Genomic DNA, 17,681 nt, shown 5'->3' on the forward strand with positions numbered 1-17,681 from the left:
CATGAGCGAGCAGCTGTCGAACGCGCGACTGGTCAAACGCCTGCTGTTTACAGTGGTGGCCATGTTCGCCTTTGGCTTCGCCATGGTGCCGCTGTACGACGTCATGTGTGATGCCCTGGGCATTAACGGCAAGACCAGCGGCACCGCCTACCAGCAGGAAAGCGAGCACATCGATGGCAGCCGCACGCTGCGCGTGCAGTTTCTGGCCACCAACGCCGAAGGCATGAGCTGGTCGTTCGGCCCGGAAGCTGACGAGCTGTCGCTGCACCCGGGGGAAACCCGCGAAATGCTGTTTCGCGCCAGCAATCCGACCGACCACCCCATGGTGGCGCAGGCCATTCCCAGCGTTGCGCCATCCAAGGCGGCGGCCTACTTCCACAAGACCGAATGTTTCTGCTTCACCCAGCAGGTGCTGCAACCGGGCGAGACCGTCATGATGCCCGTGCGCTTCATCGTCGACCCGGCACTGCCCAAGGACGTGAAACACCTGACGCTGGCCTACACGCTGTTTGATGTAACCGATCGGATGCCTGAAAAGCTGGCGCTGTCAGCCGTGCAGGCCAACTGAGTACAGACTGCCGGATAAGGAGAACAACAGATGGCGAGTCATGAAACCTACTACGTACCGGCCCAGAGCAAGTGGCCGATCATTGCCTCGGTGGGCCTGCTGCTCACCGTGTTTGGCGGTGGCAGCATCATCAATGGCATGAGCAGCGGCGAGGGCGCCGGCTTCGGCAAATGGATTTTCTTCGCCGGCGCGCTGACCATCGCTTACATGATGTTCGGCTGGTTCGCCAATGTGGTGAAAGAAAGCGATCAGGGACTGTACAGCCCGCAGATGGACCGCTCTTTCCGCATGGGCATGGGCTGGTTCATCTTTTCCGAGGTGATGTTCTTTGCCGCGTTTTTTGGTGCGCTCTTCTATGCTCGTACCTTTGCCGGCCCCTGGCTCGGCGGTGAAGGTGACAAGGGCGTCGCCAACATGCTCTGGCCGGAGTTCCAGTTTTCCTGGCCGCTGATGAACAACCCCGACCCCAAGGCGTTTCCGGGGCCGGCAGAAACCATCGGGCCCTGGCAACTGCCCTTGCTCAACACCATTATCCTGATTACGTCCAGCGTGACCGTTACCTTCGCGCATCACGCCCTGCGCGCCGACAAACGCGGCGCCACCAAGGCCTGGCTAGGCCTGACAGTACTGCTGGGCGCCGTCTTTCTAATACTGCAGGCACTGGAGTATCAGCACGCCTACCATGAGCTGGGGCTGACACTGAACTCCGGTATCTACGGCTCGACCTTCTTCATGCTGACCGGCTTTCACGGCGCGCACGTGACCATGGGCACGCTGATTCTGGCGATCATGCTAATCCGTATCACCCGTGGCCACTTCACCCCCGGCAAGCATTTCGGCTTTGAGGCAGCGAGCTGGTATTGGCACTTTGTTGATGTCGTCTGGGTGGGACTGTTTGTCTTTGTCTACATTCTCTGAGCGCCAGACCTGGCGCCCAACCAAGGCAGGCTCTGGCTCAATGCAGCCAGGGCGTGCCCCAGCGCAACTCGCCAGACCAGAAGCCCCAGGCAATCAGCGCCAGCAGCAATACCGTCAGGCTGATCCGCACGGTAAGCGCCTTGACCAGACGGCCACTGCTGTTGTCACTGTCTTTCATCAGAAAAAACAAACCGCTGAACAGGCTGCAAACCACCGCCGCCAAGAGCACCAGAATCGCAATTTTCAACCACATGGGCACCGGCTCCCCTTTGTTGTTATGGGGGCCAGTATAGCCCTGCAGGCAGACCACCGTGATCATGTCTGAAACCGGCGACAGCGCACGGCGTTTTGCACCCGGTTTGGGGCTCTGGGTGTTCACCCTGAGCCTGCTGCCACTGCTGCTGGGGCTGGGCGTCTGGCAGCTGGAGCGCGCCGGCCAGAAACAGGCACTGGAGCAGCAGATGCAGGAGCGGCGCCAGGCGCCCGCACTGCCGCTGAATCAACTGGACCACTCGCGACCCGCCAATTGGCAGCAACTGGCTCTACGCGGGCATTTTGATCGCCAACGCATCTGGCTGCTGGACAACCGCACCCGCGACGGCGCCGCCGGGGTTGAAGTACTCCAGGCGTTTCGCGCCGACAACGGACAGTGGCTGTTGATCAATCGCGGCTGGACTGCCTGGCCGGACCGCCGCGAAGCCATTCACATCAGCACGCCGAGCGGCGACCAGCAGCTGCTGGTCGAAGCGCTGCCCGATCCCGACAGCGGCTTCCGCCTCGGTGACGCGGGTGCCAGCACCCAGGGCTGGCCGCGCCTGATTACCCGCATCAACCTGAACGAACTACGCCAACAGGGCGGCGTCCAATTGGCAGAATGGCGCGCTCGCCTGATCGAGCCCGGCAGCAATGCCGCCCTGCGCCTGGACTGGCCTGCGCTACCAATGAGTTCCAGCCGCCATACCGGTTACGCCGTGCAATGGTTCTGCTTGGCCGGTGCATTACTGATCTTGTTTGTCTGGGCCGGTCTGTGGCCCGAATCACGGGGGAATAACAATAATGATGAGCATGACTGATAACCCTTCAAGCAGCCGTCCACGCGGCCAACTCAAGCTGCTGGCGATCTGCGCGGTGGTATTCGGGCCGATTCTGGTGGCTGGCCTGATGGCGCATTTCAATATTGGCATTCCGCAGACGCACTCGAACAAGTCAGATCTGGTTGCAGCCGAAATCCAGCTCGACGACTGGCAGATTGCCCTCGATCCGGTGGGCTACGGTGCGCCCTGGCGGCTAGTGGTCACCAGCCCCGAAGCCTGCACCGAGGCCTGCCTGCAACTGGTGCACGAGGCCCGTCAGATCAACGTTGCCGTGGGCCGCGAAGCCGATCGCGTGGAGCACTTGCTGGCGTCGGGTGTCGGCCTCTCCAGCCGTCAGCAGGAAAGTCTAGAAGCACGCTTTCCGCGCCTGCAGCAGGTGACCCTTTCGGCCTCAGCGTACAACAGCAGCGTGCAACAGTTGCCGGCCAGCTGGCAGCAGGGGCCGCAGTTGTGGCTGATTGATCCGCTGGGCCGCGTCGTGCTGCATCAAAGCGCTGCGGCGCCGGGCAAGCATTTGTTGGATGACCTGAAACGTCTGTTGAAACTGTCCAAGGTAGGCTGAGCCATGCACAAATCCGCCTCCAAATGGGCCCTGTTCGGGCTGCTGTTGTGCTTTGTGGTGGTGATTCTCGGCGCCTACACTCGCTTGGTGCATGCCGGCCTGGGCTGCCCCGACTGGCCCGGCTGCTACGGCTTTCTCAGCGTGCCGCAAAGTGACAGTGCGCTGGAAACGGCGCAGTTGCGTTTTCCCGATGATCCGGTTGAAGCCTTCAAGGCCTGGGCCGAGATGATCCACCGCTACGCGGCGGGTTTGCTCGGGCTGGTGATCCTTGGCCTGGCGCTGTTCAGCCTGCGCCAACGCCATCAGCCGGGGTACCCGGTGGCCTTGAGTCTTGGACTGCTTGGTTTGGTTATCTGTCAGGCGTTGTTCGGCATGTGGACGGTTACCCTGAAACTCTGGCCACAGGTAGTCACCGCGCATCTGCTGGGCGGCTTTACCACGCTCAGCCTGTTGCTACTGCTCACGTTGCGGCTGTCCGGACGCGTCCCGGCCGTGCCGCCCAGCCCACACAACACGCGCCTGCGCAAACTCGCCCGGCTTACCCTGCTGGTGGTGATAGGGCAGATCATGCTGGGCGGCTGGACCAGTACCAACTATGCCGCCGTCGCCTGCATCGACCTGCCCACCTGCCACGGCGAGTGGTGGCCGGAGATGGACTTTGCCACCGGCTTCAATCTGCTGCATCAACCCGTGGGGCCCAACTACCTGGGTGGAATGCTGGACGGCCCCGGCCGCACGGCGATTCATTTCACCCACCGCCTCGGCGCCGTGCTGACCACCCTGGTGGTTTTGCTGCTGACCTGGCGCCTGTGGCGTAGCCGCCATCCGCGGCTGGCCATGCTGATTACCCTGACCCTGGCGCTGCAGGTCAGCCTGGGCATCACCAACGTGCTGGCGCATATCCCGCTGCCGGTGGCGGTGGCGCACAACGGCGTTGCCGCGCTGTTGCTGCTGGGCGTCATCAGCGTCAATTACCGCCTGCGCGCACCGGCCCGGGAACGCTTGCGCCTGCACAGTCGCTCGCTGGCGGGTTCGGTCTGACTGACCCATACTCAAGGCACAACGATAACGGCGGGCCAGACCCGCTGAAGGGGGAACGACCATGACCACCGTGACGCAAATGCTGACGGCCCGTGCCGGCTGGCGCGATTATCTGGAACTGACCAAACCCAAGGTCGTCGCGCTGATGATCATTACCTCGGCGATCGGCATGCTGCTGGCCAGCGACGGCGCTGTGCCCTGGAGCACGCTGCTGCTGGGCAACCTGGGCATTGCGCTCTGCGCCGGCTCGGCGGCGGCGGTCAACCATGTGGTCGATCGCCGCATCGATATTCACATGGCCCGCACCCAGCGCCGCCCGCTGGCCCAGGGCCGGGTAAATCCGCTGAATGCGCTGCTGTTCGCCCTGGCCCTGGGCAGCATCGGCATGGCCATTCTGCTGCAGTGGGTCAACGCCATCACCGCCTGGCTGACGCTCGGCTCACTGCTGGGGTACGCCGTGGTCTATACCTCTTTCCTCAAGCGTGCCACACCGCAGAACATCGTGATTGGCGGGCTAGCCGGCGCCGCGCCGCCGCTGCTGGGCTGGACCGCCGTTACCGGTCAGGTGCAGGCCGAAGGTCTGCTGCTGGTGCTGATCATCTTTGCCTGGACGCCACCCCACTTCTGGGCGCTGGCGATCCACCGCAAGGCGGAATACGCCAAGGTAGACATCCCCATGCTGCCGGTGACGCATGGCGAGCGCTACACCAAGCTGCATATTCTGCTGTATACCTTTATCCTGTTGGCCGTCAGCCTGCTGCCCTTTGTGATTCACATGAGCGGCGTGCTGTATCTGGTTGTCGCCACCGCGCTGGGCCTGCGTTTTATCGACTGGGCCTGGGCCCTGTGGCGCGACAGTCGCCCGCATGCGGCGATCAAGACCTTCAAATTTTCACTGTGGTACCTGCTGTGGCTGTTTGTCGCCTTGCTGGTTGACCATTACGCGGGAGTAGCCGGATGGCTTTGAGTGGGGTGCAGAAGACCGTACTGATTTGTGCGGCCAGTGTGGCGCTGGTGTTGGGCGCAATTATTCACAAAGTCACCCGTCCGGTACCGATTGATCGCAACGCCCTGCAAAACGCCGGTATTTTTCTGTTTGATAGCCCGCGCTCGATTCCGTCAGTGAAGCTGCAGGCGGCCTCCGGCCAGCCCTGGACAACAGACGCACTGAAAGGTCAGTGGGATATGCTGTTTTTCGGCTACACCTTCTGCCCTGACATCTGCCCTACGACGCTCGCCGAGTTGCGCCAGCTGAGTGAGCAGCTGCCCGCCGAGACCCGCAACCAACTGCAGGTAACCCTAGTCAGCGTAGACCCCAACCGCGACACGCCAGAGCAATTGACGACCTACCTGGACTACTTCAACGCCGACTATGCCGGCGCGACCGGCGAGTCCGCCGAGCTGGCAAAACTGGCCAAGGCGCTGTCCATTGCCTATATCGAGCCCGATACCAGTAATGAGAACTATCTGGTCGATCACAGCGGTCAGGTGGTGCTGGTCAACCCGGCAGGCGAGTACGTGGGCTTTATTCGCCCGCCGCTGAAGAACGATCAGTTGGTCAACTGGCTGCCGCGGATCATGACGCCGTAAACATCGCAACGCAGGTGACCTCAGCGACTAGCGTGCTGGCGAGCGAATCACCTTGCCGGCTTTGGCGCTCACCGCTTCAGCCTGGCCATCGCGTTGCGCGCCCGCCCGTGTGCGGCTGATCAGCCGTGGAATCAGGCGCCCTTCAGACAACCCGGCCCAGAACCGCAACGGCATATGCCCCTGCATCACCTTCGGATTGAGCCGCGCCGGGTTGTAGATACTGCTGTAGTAGGTCTGCCATAACGGGTCATCGTGATCCTTCACCGAGGCCGCAAGGGCCGCCCAGTCTGCCGGGCAGGGCTGGCGATAATGCAGCACCTGACCGTCGTACCACACGGCATCGCGTGACGACACAATCATCCAGCGCTGACGCCCCAGCCGCTCGGCAAAGTGCAGGCTGGCACTGGCCAATACATCGTGCGCCGGCTCATGGGTGGCGACATAATCCAGCCCGCCCCGCCCCATAACCGGGTGGAAACGCACAAAAGCATGCAGGTGATGCGCCTCGCGGCTGACCGCCTTGATGCGCTTTTGCAGCTGGCTGCCGTCCGGATCACCGGCCAGCATCGCCGCGCGCTCGCCGTGCGCTACCCGCCAAAGCACGCGGTAGAGCAGGCCCCAACGCCCAGCCACGCGATACTGCGCCGCCAGCTCCAGGTCTTTCAACAGCGATGGCGGCACCCGCGGCGCGGCGCGCACAACAGGCTCGGCGAGCGGCGCCTCGTTGCCAAACAATTGGCCGTGCTCCTGGTCTTCCCAGATTACCGCGTGCGGCGGCACTGCCCGCAGCAACAACTGCCGGGCCTGCTCGCGCCAACGGGCGAACTCATTATTACAGTGCAGAATATGCATGGCCTGTACGCTCACCCCCACAACGCCATCTGCGCCGGTTGATCACTCAGCTGCTGGCGCAGTGTGCTGGACTCCTGAGCGTCCTGACGCGGGCGATAGTCACTGGTCACGATGAAGGGTTTGGCCTTCTCGATCACACAGCGCAGCCGCACCACATCGTCGTAACGTATTCGCTTTAATCGCCGCAGGCTGACGATACGCTCGGCCGAGCGAACGCCGATCCCCGGTACGCGCGCAATCAAATGCGGCTCGGCCAGATTCAGATCCAGTGGAAATAGCTCGCGATTGGCCAGCGCCCATGCCAGCTTGGGATCGATATCTAGCGGCAAATTGCCCTGCGCACCAATTAGCTCCTTGACCTTGAAACCATACCCGCGCAACAGAAAGTCCGCCTGATACAGCCGATGCTCGCGCAGCAGTGGCGGCGCTTGCATCGGTACCGAAGCAGGGCTGTTGGGAATCGGGCTGAAGGCAGAATAGTAAACCCGACGCAGCCGGTACGCCCCGTACAGCGTCTCGGCGGTATGCAGAATGCGGCTGTCGTCACTGGCATCGGCCCCCACGATCATCTGGGTACTCTGGCCGCCCGGGGCAAATTTTGGCGCTCGCCGATCAGCACGCGACTCCTGCGAGGCCGTTTCAATAGTGCCCATGGCGCCGGTGATGCTGCCGGCTTGCTTCTCCGGTGCCAGCCGAATCAGGCTATCGGGGCTGGGCAATTCGATGTTGACGCTCAAGCGATCGGCAAAGCGGCCCGCCTCGGCAATCAGCGCCGGGCTGGCCTCCGGGATGGTTTTCAGGTGAATGTAGCCGCGAAACTGGTGTTCCTCTCGCAGCACTTTCGCCACCCGAATCAGTTGCTCCATGGTGTAATCCGGCGATTGAATGATGCCGGAGCTGAGAAACAGGCCGCTGACGTAATTGCGCTGATAGAAATCCAGCGTCAGCCTGATCACTTCTTCTGGTGTAAAGCGCGCGCGTGGCACATCGCTGGAGCGACGATTCACGCAATACTGGCAGTCGTAGAGGCAAAAATTGGTCAGCAGAATTTTCAGCAGTGAGACACAACGGCCATCCGGCGTGTAGCTGTGGCAAATACCCATGCCGTTGGTCGCGCCTATACCCTCCTTGCCCCGGGAGCTGCGCTTGGGCGCGCCGCTGCTGGCGCAGGACGCGTCGTACTTGGCGGCATCCGCCAGGATGGTGAGTTTTTCAATCAACTCCATAGCGCTTTACCGCCCTATATACTGTATATAAATACAGCATAAAGAAGAGCTGAAGCCTTCTCAAGCGCTAAGCCCCGCAGCGCGGCCTGCGCCGACCGCCGGCACTAGCCCGGCACAGCAAACAACTGGCCCTCCACGACCATGACTGCCTGAGCGCCGGGTTCGGACGCCACGTTCCAGCCACCGGTGAACGCACCGAAGGAAGGCAGCACAGTGACCTGCTCACGCAGCCAGAATATCGGCGCACGCAGGCGGTCACCTGCCACCGTCAGTTGCATCGCCGGATGTACGTGGCCTGCCAACACATGCCTGCCGGGAACCGGCTCGGGCTCGTGACACAGGCGGAACGGGCCCAGATCAAGGTGTGTATGCCATTGAATACCGATATCTAGCCCCGCCGCGTGTCGGTCATGATTGCCGATGACCGCTTCAACGGATAACCCACTGTGTTCTGCCAGCCACGCAGGGAACTGCTGCAAAAACGGTTCGCCGGCAATCGGTCGGTGGTGCAGCACATCACCCAACACGATCAGCCGCTGCGCGCCAAATTCCGCCACCAGCCGACTCAGGCGCTGCAGATCATCCCGGCTCTGCCCGCTGGGCACCGCCAGCCCGCGCCGGCGCATCAGCGCGGCCTTGCCAAAATGGGTGTCGGCCACCAGCAAGGTGGCTTCGGCGGGATAAAACAGCGCTTTGTCTCCATGCAGCATTACCTCGGCGCCCGCCAGTATCCAGTCCAGCGTACGGCTCATCGGCGTTTTCCCGTCTTGCGCTGGGCGTGTTGCTCCAGGCTGGCGATCATGCGTTGCACGCGGTCTTGCCAGCTTTCGGTCGTGATGCGATTGCGCTGGCGCTCCACCCAGAGCGGGAAGGCCAGCGGCGAAAAGCGCTCGAGCGGCATCTGCAACAGGGTTTGCCCCGCTGCGCGCTGCAACACCGCCTGCAAGCGCTGCAGCTCCAGCTGATCTTCCAGCACCTCGCGGCTGGCCTGCGCCAGCAGCCGGTGCTCGGGATCGTAGCGCTGCAGGGTGTCGTACAGCAGGCCGGTGGATGCCTGCAACTGGCGGTCACTCTTGCCGCGTCCCGGAAACCCCTGAAACACCAGGCCGCTGATACGCGCTATGTCGCGAAACTGGCGGCGCGCCAGCTCGCCGGCATTCAGCGCCGCCAGCACATCGTCCAGCAGGTTGTCCGGGCTCAGCAGCGTCCGCCAGTCCGCATCGTTCAGCTCCGGCAGACGGGTAGAGGTCAACAGCTCGAGCCCGTAATCGTTTACCGACAGCGAGAAGGTCGCCGGCACCCACTGACCCAGGCGCCAGGCCAGCAACGCTGCCAGCCCCTCATGTGCCAGCCGCCCCGCAAAGGGGAAGAGAAACAGGTGTTCACCCTCCCGCGAGCGACAGCGCTCGATCAACAGCTGCGTGCGTCCCGGCAGCGCCGACTGCTGTTTCTGCAACTCCAGCACCGGCGCGATCGCTTGCACCTCTGCGTCGGCATACTCACCCGCCTGCACTTCTTCGAGTATCTCCAGCACGCTGTCGGCCAACTCGCTCGACAACGGCAAGCGCCCGCCATACCAGCGCGGCACGCGATGGCGCCGGGTCTTCGCTAGCCGCACATAGGCCACCAGGTCGCGTACCTTGACCAGTTCCAGGGCGCGCCCGGAAAACAGAAAGACGTCGCCCGGCTTGAGGCGTGCGATGAAGGTTTCCTCGATACTGCCCAGACTGCCACCCTTCATGAAACGCACGTGGATTTGTGCGTCGCTGGTAATGGTGCCGATAGACAGCCGGTGACGCCGCGCGATGCCGGTATCCTCCACGCTGTAACGGCCAGCCTGCGCCACTACGCGCTGAAACTGCGGGTAATGTTCCAGCACCGGGCCGCCCTGGGTAATAAACGTCAGGCACCAGTCGAACTGATCCCGCGTCAACGCGGCAAAGGCGTGCGTAGTGCGCACCTCATCAAAGGCCCGATCAGCGGTAAAGCCGGGGCCAGCGGCCAGCGTAACCAGATGCTGCACCAGGACATCCAGGCTCAGGCGCGGTGGCCGCCTGGCCTCAACCCGGCCAGCCGCCCAGGCGCGCCGCGCCGCAGCAATCTCGACCAGTTCAAACGCATGACTGGGCACGCAGAGAATTTCACTCGCCGCGCCCGGCTGATGACCCGAGCGGCCGGCACGCTGCATCAAACGCGCAACGCCTTTCGGGCTGCCCACCTGCACAACCCGATCTACCGGCGAAAAATCCACGCCCAAATCCAGGCTGGAGGTACACACCACACAGCGAAAATCGCCCTGGCGCAGCCCCTCCTCGATGCGCTTGCGCACACCGCGATCAATCGAGCCATGATGCAATCCCAGCTCGGTCAGCCAATCGATCCGTGCCTTGAGAATCGCCTCGAACCAGAGTTCGGCCTGCGAGCGGGTATTGGTAAACAGCAGCGCAGATTGGCCCTGCTGCAGATACTCGAGCACGCCCTCGAGTTGCGACAGGCCAAGATGCCCAGCCCATGGAAAGCGCTCTATGTTCTGTGGACACAGCCCACGAATCGTCAGCGGCTTTTCATCTGTTTCATTCGCTGCGGCAGTGATGCGCTCGCCGGGCGCTGCGCCTTCACCCAGCAACACATCCATCGCCTCATCGAGATTGCCCAGCGTGGCGGACAAGCCCCACACCACCAGCGCCGGATTGCATGCGCGCAACCAGGCCAGACACAGCTGCAGCTGTACCCCGCGCTTGCTGCCCAGTAGCTCGTGCCACTCATCTACAATTACCGCCTCCAGCTGACGAAAGCTGTCTTCAGCATTGCGATAGGAGAGCAGCACGGACAGACTTTCCGGGGTGGTCACCAAGGTCTCGGGCATTTTGCGCCGTTGCCGGGCACGGACGCTGGCGGAGGTGTCGCCGGTGCGGGTTTCGACCTTCCAGTCCAACCCCAGCGCACTGGCAGACTGCTGCAAGTGCCCGGCGGTATCGGCGGCCAGGGCGCGCAGCGGCGTAATCCACAGCACGCGCAAGCCGCCGCTGCGCGCTGGCTGTTCAAGCGCGCGGGAGACCGGCCCCAGCCAGGCTGCCAGCGTTTTGCCGGAGCCGGTAGAGGCATGAATCAAGCCACTGCGCCCGGCCCGGAAGGCCTGCCAGGCGCGCCGCTGAAAAGGCGCCGGCTGCCAGTTGTGCGCGGCAAACCATTGCTCAATTGCAGCCAGACCATCGACGCTTTGCGGTTCAGCCACCATACAAGCGCAGCAGCTCCTTGACCTGCTCCAGGGTGTCGGCCTCGGCGACGGGCTTGTCCTGCCGCCAACGCAGGATGCGCGGGAAGCGCAGAGCAATGCCCGATTTGTGCCGGGGCGAAGGCTGGATACCTTCAAAGGCGATCTCCAAGACGTGTTCAGGCTTGAGGGAGCGCACCGGTCCGAACTTCTCTACCGTGTTGCGCCGGATCCAGTGGTCGAGCTTTTGAATTTCCTTGTCGGTGAGACCGGAGTAGGCCTTGGCGATGGGCACGTAGGTTTCGGTTTGTGCCTGACCGTCGCGCACTGCCAGGGTGTAATCGGTATACAGGTTGGCGCGCCGGCCGTGGCCGGGCTGGGCATACAGCAATACCGCATCAATGGTCAGCGGCTCGATCTTCCACTTCCACCAGTCACCGCGCAGGCGGCCGCTGCGGTAGGGGCTATCCAGGCGCTTCAGCATTAACCCTTCGACCATGCGCTCACGGCTGCCTTCACGCTGCGCTGCCAGCTGCGCCCAGTCGCTGGCCGCCACACGGGGGCTGAGGCGGATGGCTTGGTCGTCAGTGCTAGCCAGCAGTTGTTCCAGCAGGGCGCGACGCTCGCGCAGCGGCTTGTCGCGCCAATCTTGCTGCTGGTACTCGAGCACATCGTAGGCGAGGAAAATTACCGGTACTTCGCGCAGCATCTTGGGGCCAACGGTCTTGCGCTGAATGCGGCGCTGCATCTGCGAAAATGGCAGCACGTCGGTATCCCAGGCGAGAATTTCACCATCGAACACCACCTCCGGCAGCGCTGCGGCAGCCGCCTCCACCTCGGGAAAGCGGCCATTCATCGGTTCTTCTCCGCGCGACCAGACCCACACCCCGCCGGGCCGGGCAATCAACTGCGCGCGAATACCGTCCCACTTCCATTCCGCCAGCCACTCGTGCGGGTCGCCCAAGGTGTCAGGTTCGCCCTCCAGCGGCGAGGCGAGAAAAAACGGGTAGGGTTGGCCTTCGCTTTCCTCGCGTTGTTCGGCATCGAACAGCGCCGTATAAAAGTCGGCGGTGGGGTCGAACTCGCCAATCAGCCGCCGTGCGATCAAGGCGCGCGGGAGTTCCGTGAGCGCCGCCAGTGCGCGCTCGACCAGCCCCCGGGAGACCCCCACTCGCAGGCTCCCGGTCAACAATTTGTTGTAGAGAAAACAGGCAGGCCTCGGCAGGCTGCGCCAGTGCGCCATTACCTGTTCTCGCTGTTGCTGCTCATCCAGCCCGCGCAAACCCAGTACCGCCTGCTCGATCCACTCGGCCAGCGAGCCTGTTACCGCGGTGCGCTCGCGGTCGTCTTCCATCAGCAAGCTGATGGTTTCGGCCAGATCGCCAACATGCTGGTAGCTTTCTTCCACCAGCCAGTCGGGTAAACCGGTCGCCTCGGCCAGCCAGTCACGCAACTTGCGCGGGCCTATCAGGCGCCGCATCCGCCGACCCGCCAGCATGTATACCGCCCAGGCGGCATCGGCGGGCGGCGCGTTACGAAAATAGGCAACCAGCGCATCCAGTTTTACCTGGGTGCGGGTGGTGGCATCGAGTTCAGCGTAGAGGTCAGCGAAAGCCTGCATCAGTCGTCCTCCGCGCCATACAAGGTGGTCAGCGCGCGGGCGTCCACGCCCTCGTGTTCGCGCAGATAGCGCACCAGATCGTCGCTGCGACCGTGGGTAGTCAGCACGGTGCTGGCACCGCAGTCGCGGATGGTCGCCAGCAACGCCGGCCAATCGGCGTGATCACTCAGCTCAAAGCCTTGATCGTAGCCACGGCGCCGACGATTGCCGCGTATGCGCATCCAGCCCGAAGCAAAACCGGTACTGGCGTTCTTGAACCGCCGCATCCACCGCGAGCCGGCCGCCGATGGCGGCGCCAGTATCAACTGGCCATTGAAGGAGGCGTCGCGGGGTAGCTCGGATACCGGCTGGGTCGGCAGCATGGCCACCCCGGCGTCGCGGTACAGCTCGGTCAGCGCCACCATGGCGCCATGCAGATACACAGTGCGGTCGGTGTGTTCGGCCAACGCGGCCAACACGCGCTGCGCCTTGCCGAAGGCATAGGTGAACAGGATGCAGGGGCGCTCCGGGTTGCTCTGCCACCACTGCCACATTTGCCTACCCACTTGCTCGACCGGCGGCCAGCGATAGCACGGCAGCGCGAAGGTGGCCTCGGTAATCAGGGTATCGCAGGGCACCACCTCAAAAGGTGCGCAGGTCGGATCGGCATCGCGCTTGTAATCGCCGCTGACGACCCACACCCGGCCATCGTCATGCGCCACCCGCACTTGCGCCGAACCCAGCACATGCCCGGCAGAATGCAGGCTCAGCGTGGTCGGACCAAAGCGCCGTTGCTCGCCATACGGCAGACCAATAAGTTCATGTTCGCCCAGGCGATGCCGGAGGATGGGCACGCTCGCCTGGTGCGCGTAGTAGAGCTGATGGCCGGACCGGGCGTGGTCGGCGTGGGCATGGGTAATCACGGCCGTGACAACCGGCCGCCACGGGTCGATATGAAAATTGCCTGCGGGACAGAACAGCCCCTCGTCGGTGGGAATGATCAGGGGATCAAGCATGCAGCGATGCACTCATTGGTCCGTATCCATTTCAGTAGTCACAGCCCTTGTGACAACGCGATCGCCCCACTGTTACCACCCACACACCGCCCGCCCGGCACAAACGGCTGAACGATTGCCCCCTCACCCAGTCGTATTTTTTAGACGCACACACTGCGCAATCCTGGCGCGCCAGCGGCTGGCGCCCTCCCTTACCGTGAGGCACGCATGAGTTCGACAACCGACCCACAGGGCGTGACCGAGGTCGCGACCTACCCGCTGAACATCGAAATCAACGGCGAAACCCGGCAACTGCAGGTTTACCCCTGGACCACCCTGCTCGACCTGCTGCGCGAGCAACTCGGCCTAAGCGGCACCAAAAAGGGCTGCGATCACGGCCAATGCGGCGCCTGCACGGTGCTGCTCAACGGCAAACGCATCAACGCCTGCCTGACCATCGCGGTGATGCACGACGGCGCCCGCCTGACCACAGTCGAAGGCCTGGCCGACGGCGATGAGCTGCATCCGATGCAAGCCGCCTTCGTCAAGCGCGATGCATTCCAGTGCGGCTATTGCACGCCGGGGCAAATCTGTTCCGCCATCGGCATGACCGCCGAGGGACGCGCCGAGACAGCGGAGCAGATTCGCGAGCAGATGAGCGGCAACTTGTGCCGCTGCGGTGCCTACCCGAACATCCTCTCGGCGATTGAAGACGCCATGCCAGATACCCGCAAACAGCTTGAGCGCAGCAGCGAGGTGAGCCGATGAACCCGTTCAGTTACGCTCGCCCAGCCGATGTGGATGAAGCCGTTGGGCTGTTCGAGCCGGGCAGCCAATACATCGCTGGCGGTACCAATCTGCTCGACCTGATGAAGGAAAACCTCACCCGCCCGGCACAGTTGATCGACATCACTCGGCTGCCGCTCAAGGACGTGGACGACACCGCCGACGGCGGGCTGCGCATCGGCGCGCTGGTCAGCAATGCCGAGCTGGCGTGGGATGCGCGCGTCGAGCAGCGCTACCCATTGCTGAGCAAGGCCATTCTCGCCGGCGCTTCGCCGCAGCTGCGCAACATGGCGACCACCGGCGGCAACCTGTTGCAGCGCACGCGCTGTTACTACTTTTACGACGCCGATACCCCCTGCAACAAACGCGAGCCCGGCTCCGGCTGCCCGGCGCGCGACGGTCTGAACCGTATTCATGCGATTCTCGGCCACAGCGAGCACTGCATCGCCGTGCACCCCTCGGATATGTGCGTGGCCCTGGCCGCGCTGGACGCGAGCGTGATCGTCAAGCGCAGCGACGGCGAACGGCGCATTCCCTTCGCCGATTTCCACCGCCTGCCCGGCGACCATCCCGAGCGTGACAACACTCTTGAGGCCGGCGAGCTGATTACTGCCGTGGAGTTGCCTGCCGAGGATTTATCTACCCATTGCGCCTACCTGAAGGTGCGCGACCGCCAGTCTTACGCCTTTGCACTGGTCTCGGTCGCGGCGGCGTTGCAGCTGGATGGCGGCGTGATCCGCGACGTGCGCGTGGCACTGGGCGGCGTCGCGCACAAACCCTGGCGCAACCGCGAGGCCGAAGCCCTGCTGGTGGGCAGAGCGGCAGAGCAGAGTGCCTTTGCCGAGCTGGCCGATGCCCTGCTGGCCGGCGCCAGCGGCTTCAACGACAACCAATTCAAGATAGCGCTGGCGCGCCGCGCGATTGTGCGCGCGCTGAGCGACGCCCTGGAAGGAGCCGCCCGATGAACGCCACCCATTCTCCCGAGACTTCTCCGGTCGGCAAAGCCCTGGACCGTGTCGATGGCCCACTCAAGGTGCAGGGGCAGGCGCACTACGCCGGTGAGTTCGCGTTACCGGGGCTGCTGTATGGCAGCGTGGTAAACAGTAATATCGCCTCTGGCCGCCTGCGTAGTATCGATACTCGCGCCGCAGAAGCGGTGGCCGGTGTCGAACTGGTACTTACACACCTGAACCGCCCGTCGATTGCCGGCTATGACAAACCCTACGAAGACGATGACGCCGCAGACGGCTCGCCGTTTCGGCCGCTGTATAACGACCGTATTCTCTATAACGGCCAGCCGGTTGCCCTGGTAGTGGCGGCCGATCCGGAGCTGGCGCACTACGCCGCCAGCCTGATTACCATCGACTATGAGCAGGACCCGCACGCCACCGATCTGCAGGCCCAGCTTGAGCAGATGAAAAAGGCCCCGGCGGACCTGCCCGACCCGCGCGGTGATGCACAGCAGGCGCTGGAGTCCGCCGCAGTCAAGGTCGAGGTGCAGTACAGCACGCCAGCCGAGCATCACAATCCGATGGAACCGCATGCCTCCACCGTGCACTACCTGCAAGGCGGCAAGCTGGATATCTATGACAAGACCCAGGGCGTGCAGAACTGCATGCGCTACCTGGAAGACGTGTTTGCTATGCAGGGGCAGATTCGCATTCTCTCGCCCTTTGTTGGCGGCGCCTTTGGCTCCGGTCTGCGGCCGCAATATCAACTGCCACTGGCGGTGATGGCGGCGCTCAAGCTCAAGCGGTCGGTGCGGGTAACGCTGAAACGTCAGCAGATGTTCACCTTCGGCTACCGTCCGCCCACCGTGCACCGGCTGAGTCTGGGCGCCAGCCGCGACGGCCAGTTGCAGGCCATCACGCACCAGACCATCGGCCAGACGTCGCGCTTTGAGGATTACACCGAAAATGAGGTGCAGTGGTCCGGCATGCTCTACAAGTGCCCGAACGTGGCGCTGGATTACCAACTGGTGCCGCTCGATGTGTACACCCCGCTAGACATGCGCGCGCCCGGCGCCACCACCGGCGTGTATGCGCTGGAATGCGCTATGGATGAATTGGCTTACGCTGCCAACATTGACCCGCTGGCGTTGCGCCAGAAGAACTTTACCGACCACAACGCCAACGAAGACAAACCCTATTCCAGCAAGGCCCTGATGGCGTGCTACGCGCAGGGCGCCGAACGCTTCGGCTGGTCAAAACGCGACATGGCGCCGCGCAGCATGCGCGATGGTCATCAACTGGTTGGCTGGGGCATGGCCACCGGTATCTGGGAAGCCCTGCAGATGCCGGCCAGCGCCAAGGCCTGTATCGACGCCAGCGGCAAGCTGATCGTCAGCAGCGCCACGACGGATATCGGCACTGGCACCTATACGGTGATGGCGCAGATCGCCGCCGAGGCGATGGGCTTTGCCATGGATCAGGTGGAATTCAAGCTGGGCGATTCGAGCCTCTCCGAAGCGCCGCTGCAAGGCGGCTCCTTCACCGTTTCATCGGTCGGCAGCGCGGTACAGAAGGCCTGCCAGGAGCTGCGCCTGAAGCTGCTCGATTGCGTGCAGCAAAGCCCGGCCTCCCATTTCAGTGGCAAAACCACCGACGAAATCGACTTTGCCGATGGCTGGCTGTTTATCCGGGAGGCGCCCGAGCACAGGGTCAAGCTGACCGATATCGCCGCCGAGACCGGCGCGCTGGAAGTGGAAGTGAGCGTCGAACCCGGCGAGGTGCGCGATGGTTACGCCACCGGCACGCACTCAGCGGTATTCGTTGAAGTGAAGGTGGATGAAGACACCGGCATGATCAAGCTCAGCCGCGTGGTCAGCGCCATCGCCGCCGGGCGCGTGGTCAATCCCAAAACCGCTGGCAACCAGATTGCCGGCGGTGTGGTCTGGGGAGTGAGCCAGGCCCTGCATGAAGAAACCCAGATGGACCACAACCTGGGCCGCTTCATGAATCACAGCCTGGCCGAATATCACATCCCGGTGCAGGCCGACATCGGTGACATAGACGTGCTCTTCGTGGAGGAGCATGACGAAATCGTCAACGCGCTGGGCTCCAAGGGCGTGGGGGAGATCGGGATTGTCGGCGTTGCCGCCGCAGTCTCGAATGCGATTTTTCACGCCACCGGCAAACGCGTGCGCGACCTGCCGGTGACACTGGATAAGCTGCTCTAAGCTACTGTGGCTGAGGTGCTGTAGCGCAATCCGCCCGGCGCTAGCCGGGCGGTTTCA

The 17,681-nt window shown here is 63.2% G+C and carries 17 protein-coding genes; 10 read left to right on the plus strand and 7 right to left on the minus strand.

Annotated elements, in window-relative coordinates:
• Position 1 precedes the first annotated feature (1 nt).
• Together BLU26_RS10945 and BLU26_RS10950 are read left to right on the plus strand one after the other, a co-directional pair.
• Positions 2–568: a cytochrome c oxidase assembly protein gene (locus BLU26_RS10945; RefSeq protein ID WP_092286589.1), complete on the plus strand. Its 567-nt coding sequence runs from the start codon at positions 2–4 to the stop codon at positions 566–568.
• Between the two features lie 30 nt (positions 569–598).
• Positions 599–1,486: a cytochrome c oxidase subunit 3 gene (locus tag BLU26_RS10950; RefSeq protein WP_092286591.1), complete on the plus strand. Its 888-nt coding sequence runs from the start codon at positions 599–601 to the stop codon at positions 1,484–1,486.
• A gap of 37 nt (positions 1,487–1,523) precedes the next feature.
• Here BLU26_RS10950 and BLU26_RS10955 read toward each other — a convergent pair whose 3' ends face one another.
• A complete protein-coding gene (locus BLU26_RS10955; RefSeq protein WP_092288455.1) occupies positions 1,524–1,739 on the minus strand; it encodes a twin transmembrane helix small protein in 216 nt (71 codons plus the stop codon).
• Between the two features lie 64 nt (positions 1,740–1,803).
• Here BLU26_RS10955 and BLU26_RS10960 point away from each other — a divergent pair, with 64 nt between their 5' ends.
• From BLU26_RS10960 to BLU26_RS10980, 5 genes are all read left to right on the plus strand, one after another.
• Positions 1,804–2,559 carry an SURF1 family protein gene (locus BLU26_RS10960; protein WP_092286593.1) on the plus strand — a complete coding sequence of 252 codons (756 nt, stop codon included), beginning with the start codon at positions 1,804–1,806 and terminating at the stop codon, positions 2,557–2,559.
• On the plus strand, positions 2,552–3,142 hold the full coding sequence (locus BLU26_RS10965; protein WP_092286595.1) for a hypothetical protein: 591 nt from the start codon (positions 2,552–2,554) through the stop codon (positions 3,140–3,142). Before BLU26_RS10960 ends, BLU26_RS10965 begins: the two co-directional genes overlap by 8 nt.
• Positions 3,143–3,145: 3 nt before the next feature.
• Complete coding sequence (locus tag BLU26_RS10970; protein WP_092286597.1) at positions 3,146–4,183, plus strand: COX15/CtaA family protein; 1,038 nt, start codon at positions 3,146–3,148, stop codon at positions 4,181–4,183.
• Between the two features lie 61 nt (positions 4,184–4,244).
• Positions 4,245–5,150 carry a heme o synthase gene (gene cyoE, locus BLU26_RS10975; RefSeq protein WP_092286599.1) on the plus strand — a complete coding sequence of 302 codons (906 nt, stop codon included), beginning with the start codon at positions 4,245–4,247 and terminating at the stop codon, positions 5,148–5,150.
• Positions 5,147–5,773, plus strand: a complete 627-nt coding sequence (locus BLU26_RS10980) for an SCO family protein (protein ID WP_092288456.1) — start codon at positions 5,147–5,149, stop codon at positions 5,771–5,773. The genes cyoE and BLU26_RS10980 overlap by 4 nt, the downstream gene beginning before the upstream one ends.
• A 27-nt stretch (positions 5,774–5,800) precedes the next feature.
• Here BLU26_RS10980 and BLU26_RS10985 read toward each other — a convergent pair whose 3' ends face one another.
• The 6 genes from BLU26_RS10985 to BLU26_RS11010 form a co-directional block, all read right to left on the minus strand.
• On the minus strand, positions 5,801–6,625 hold the full coding sequence (locus BLU26_RS10985) for a TIGR03915 family putative DNA repair protein (protein ID WP_092288457.1): 825 nt from the start codon (positions 6,623–6,625) through the stop codon (positions 5,801–5,803).
• An 11-nt stretch (positions 6,626–6,636) separates the two neighbouring features.
• Positions 6,637–7,851, minus strand: coding sequence for a putative DNA modification/repair radical SAM protein (locus BLU26_RS10990; RefSeq protein WP_092286601.1), 1,215 nt, complete (start codon positions 7,849–7,851; stop codon positions 6,637–6,639).
• Positions 7,852–7,955: 104 nt separating this feature from the next.
• Positions 7,956–8,603, minus strand: coding sequence for a ligase-associated DNA damage response endonuclease PdeM (gene pdeM, locus BLU26_RS10995; RefSeq protein ID WP_092286603.1), 648 nt, complete (start codon positions 8,601–8,603; stop codon positions 7,956–7,958).
• Positions 8,600–11,089 (minus strand): ligase-associated DNA damage response DEXH box helicase, encoded by a 2,490-nt coding sequence (locus tag BLU26_RS11000; protein WP_092286605.1) that lies wholly within the window; start codon positions 11,087–11,089, stop codon positions 8,600–8,602. Before BLU26_RS11000 ends, pdeM begins: the two co-directional genes overlap by 4 nt.
• Positions 11,079–12,686, minus strand: a complete 1,608-nt coding sequence (locus BLU26_RS11005) for an ATP-dependent DNA ligase (protein WP_092286607.1) — start codon at positions 12,684–12,686, stop codon at positions 11,079–11,081. Before BLU26_RS11005 ends, BLU26_RS11000 begins: the two co-directional genes overlap by 11 nt.
• A complete protein-coding gene (locus BLU26_RS11010; RefSeq protein ID WP_092286609.1) occupies positions 12,686–13,681 on the minus strand; it encodes a ligase-associated DNA damage response exonuclease in 996 nt (331 codons plus the stop codon). The genes BLU26_RS11005 and BLU26_RS11010 overlap by 1 nt, the downstream gene beginning before the upstream one ends.
• 207 nt (positions 13,682–13,888) lie before the next feature.
• Here BLU26_RS11010 and BLU26_RS11015 point away from each other — a divergent pair, with 207 nt between their 5' ends.
• Genes BLU26_RS11015 through BLU26_RS11025 form a run of 3 tightly spaced genes read left to right on the plus strand, consistent with a single transcriptional unit; the run spans position 13,889 to position 17,624 of the window.
• The gene (locus BLU26_RS11015; protein ID WP_092286611.1) at positions 13,889–14,428 is read left to right on the plus strand and encodes a (2Fe-2S)-binding protein; all 540 of its coding nucleotides are present in this window, start codon (positions 13,889–13,891) and stop codon (positions 14,426–14,428) included.
• Entirely contained in the window at positions 14,425–15,411 is a 987-nt protein-coding gene (locus BLU26_RS11020) for an FAD binding domain-containing protein (RefSeq protein ID WP_092286613.1), read from the plus strand. The genes BLU26_RS11015 and BLU26_RS11020 overlap by 4 nt, the downstream gene beginning before the upstream one ends.
• Positions 15,408–17,624 (plus strand): xanthine dehydrogenase family protein molybdopterin-binding subunit, encoded by a 2,217-nt coding sequence (locus BLU26_RS11025; protein ID WP_092286615.1) that lies wholly within the window; start codon positions 15,408–15,410, stop codon positions 17,622–17,624. Before BLU26_RS11020 ends, BLU26_RS11025 begins: the two co-directional genes overlap by 4 nt.
• The last annotated feature ends 57 nt before the right edge of the window (positions 17,625–17,681 follow it).

It is taken from the genome of Halopseudomonas sabulinigri, from assembly GCF_900105255.1.
GTDB lineage: Bacteria > Pseudomonadota > Gammaproteobacteria > Pseudomonadales > Pseudomonadaceae > Halopseudomonas > Halopseudomonas sabulinigri.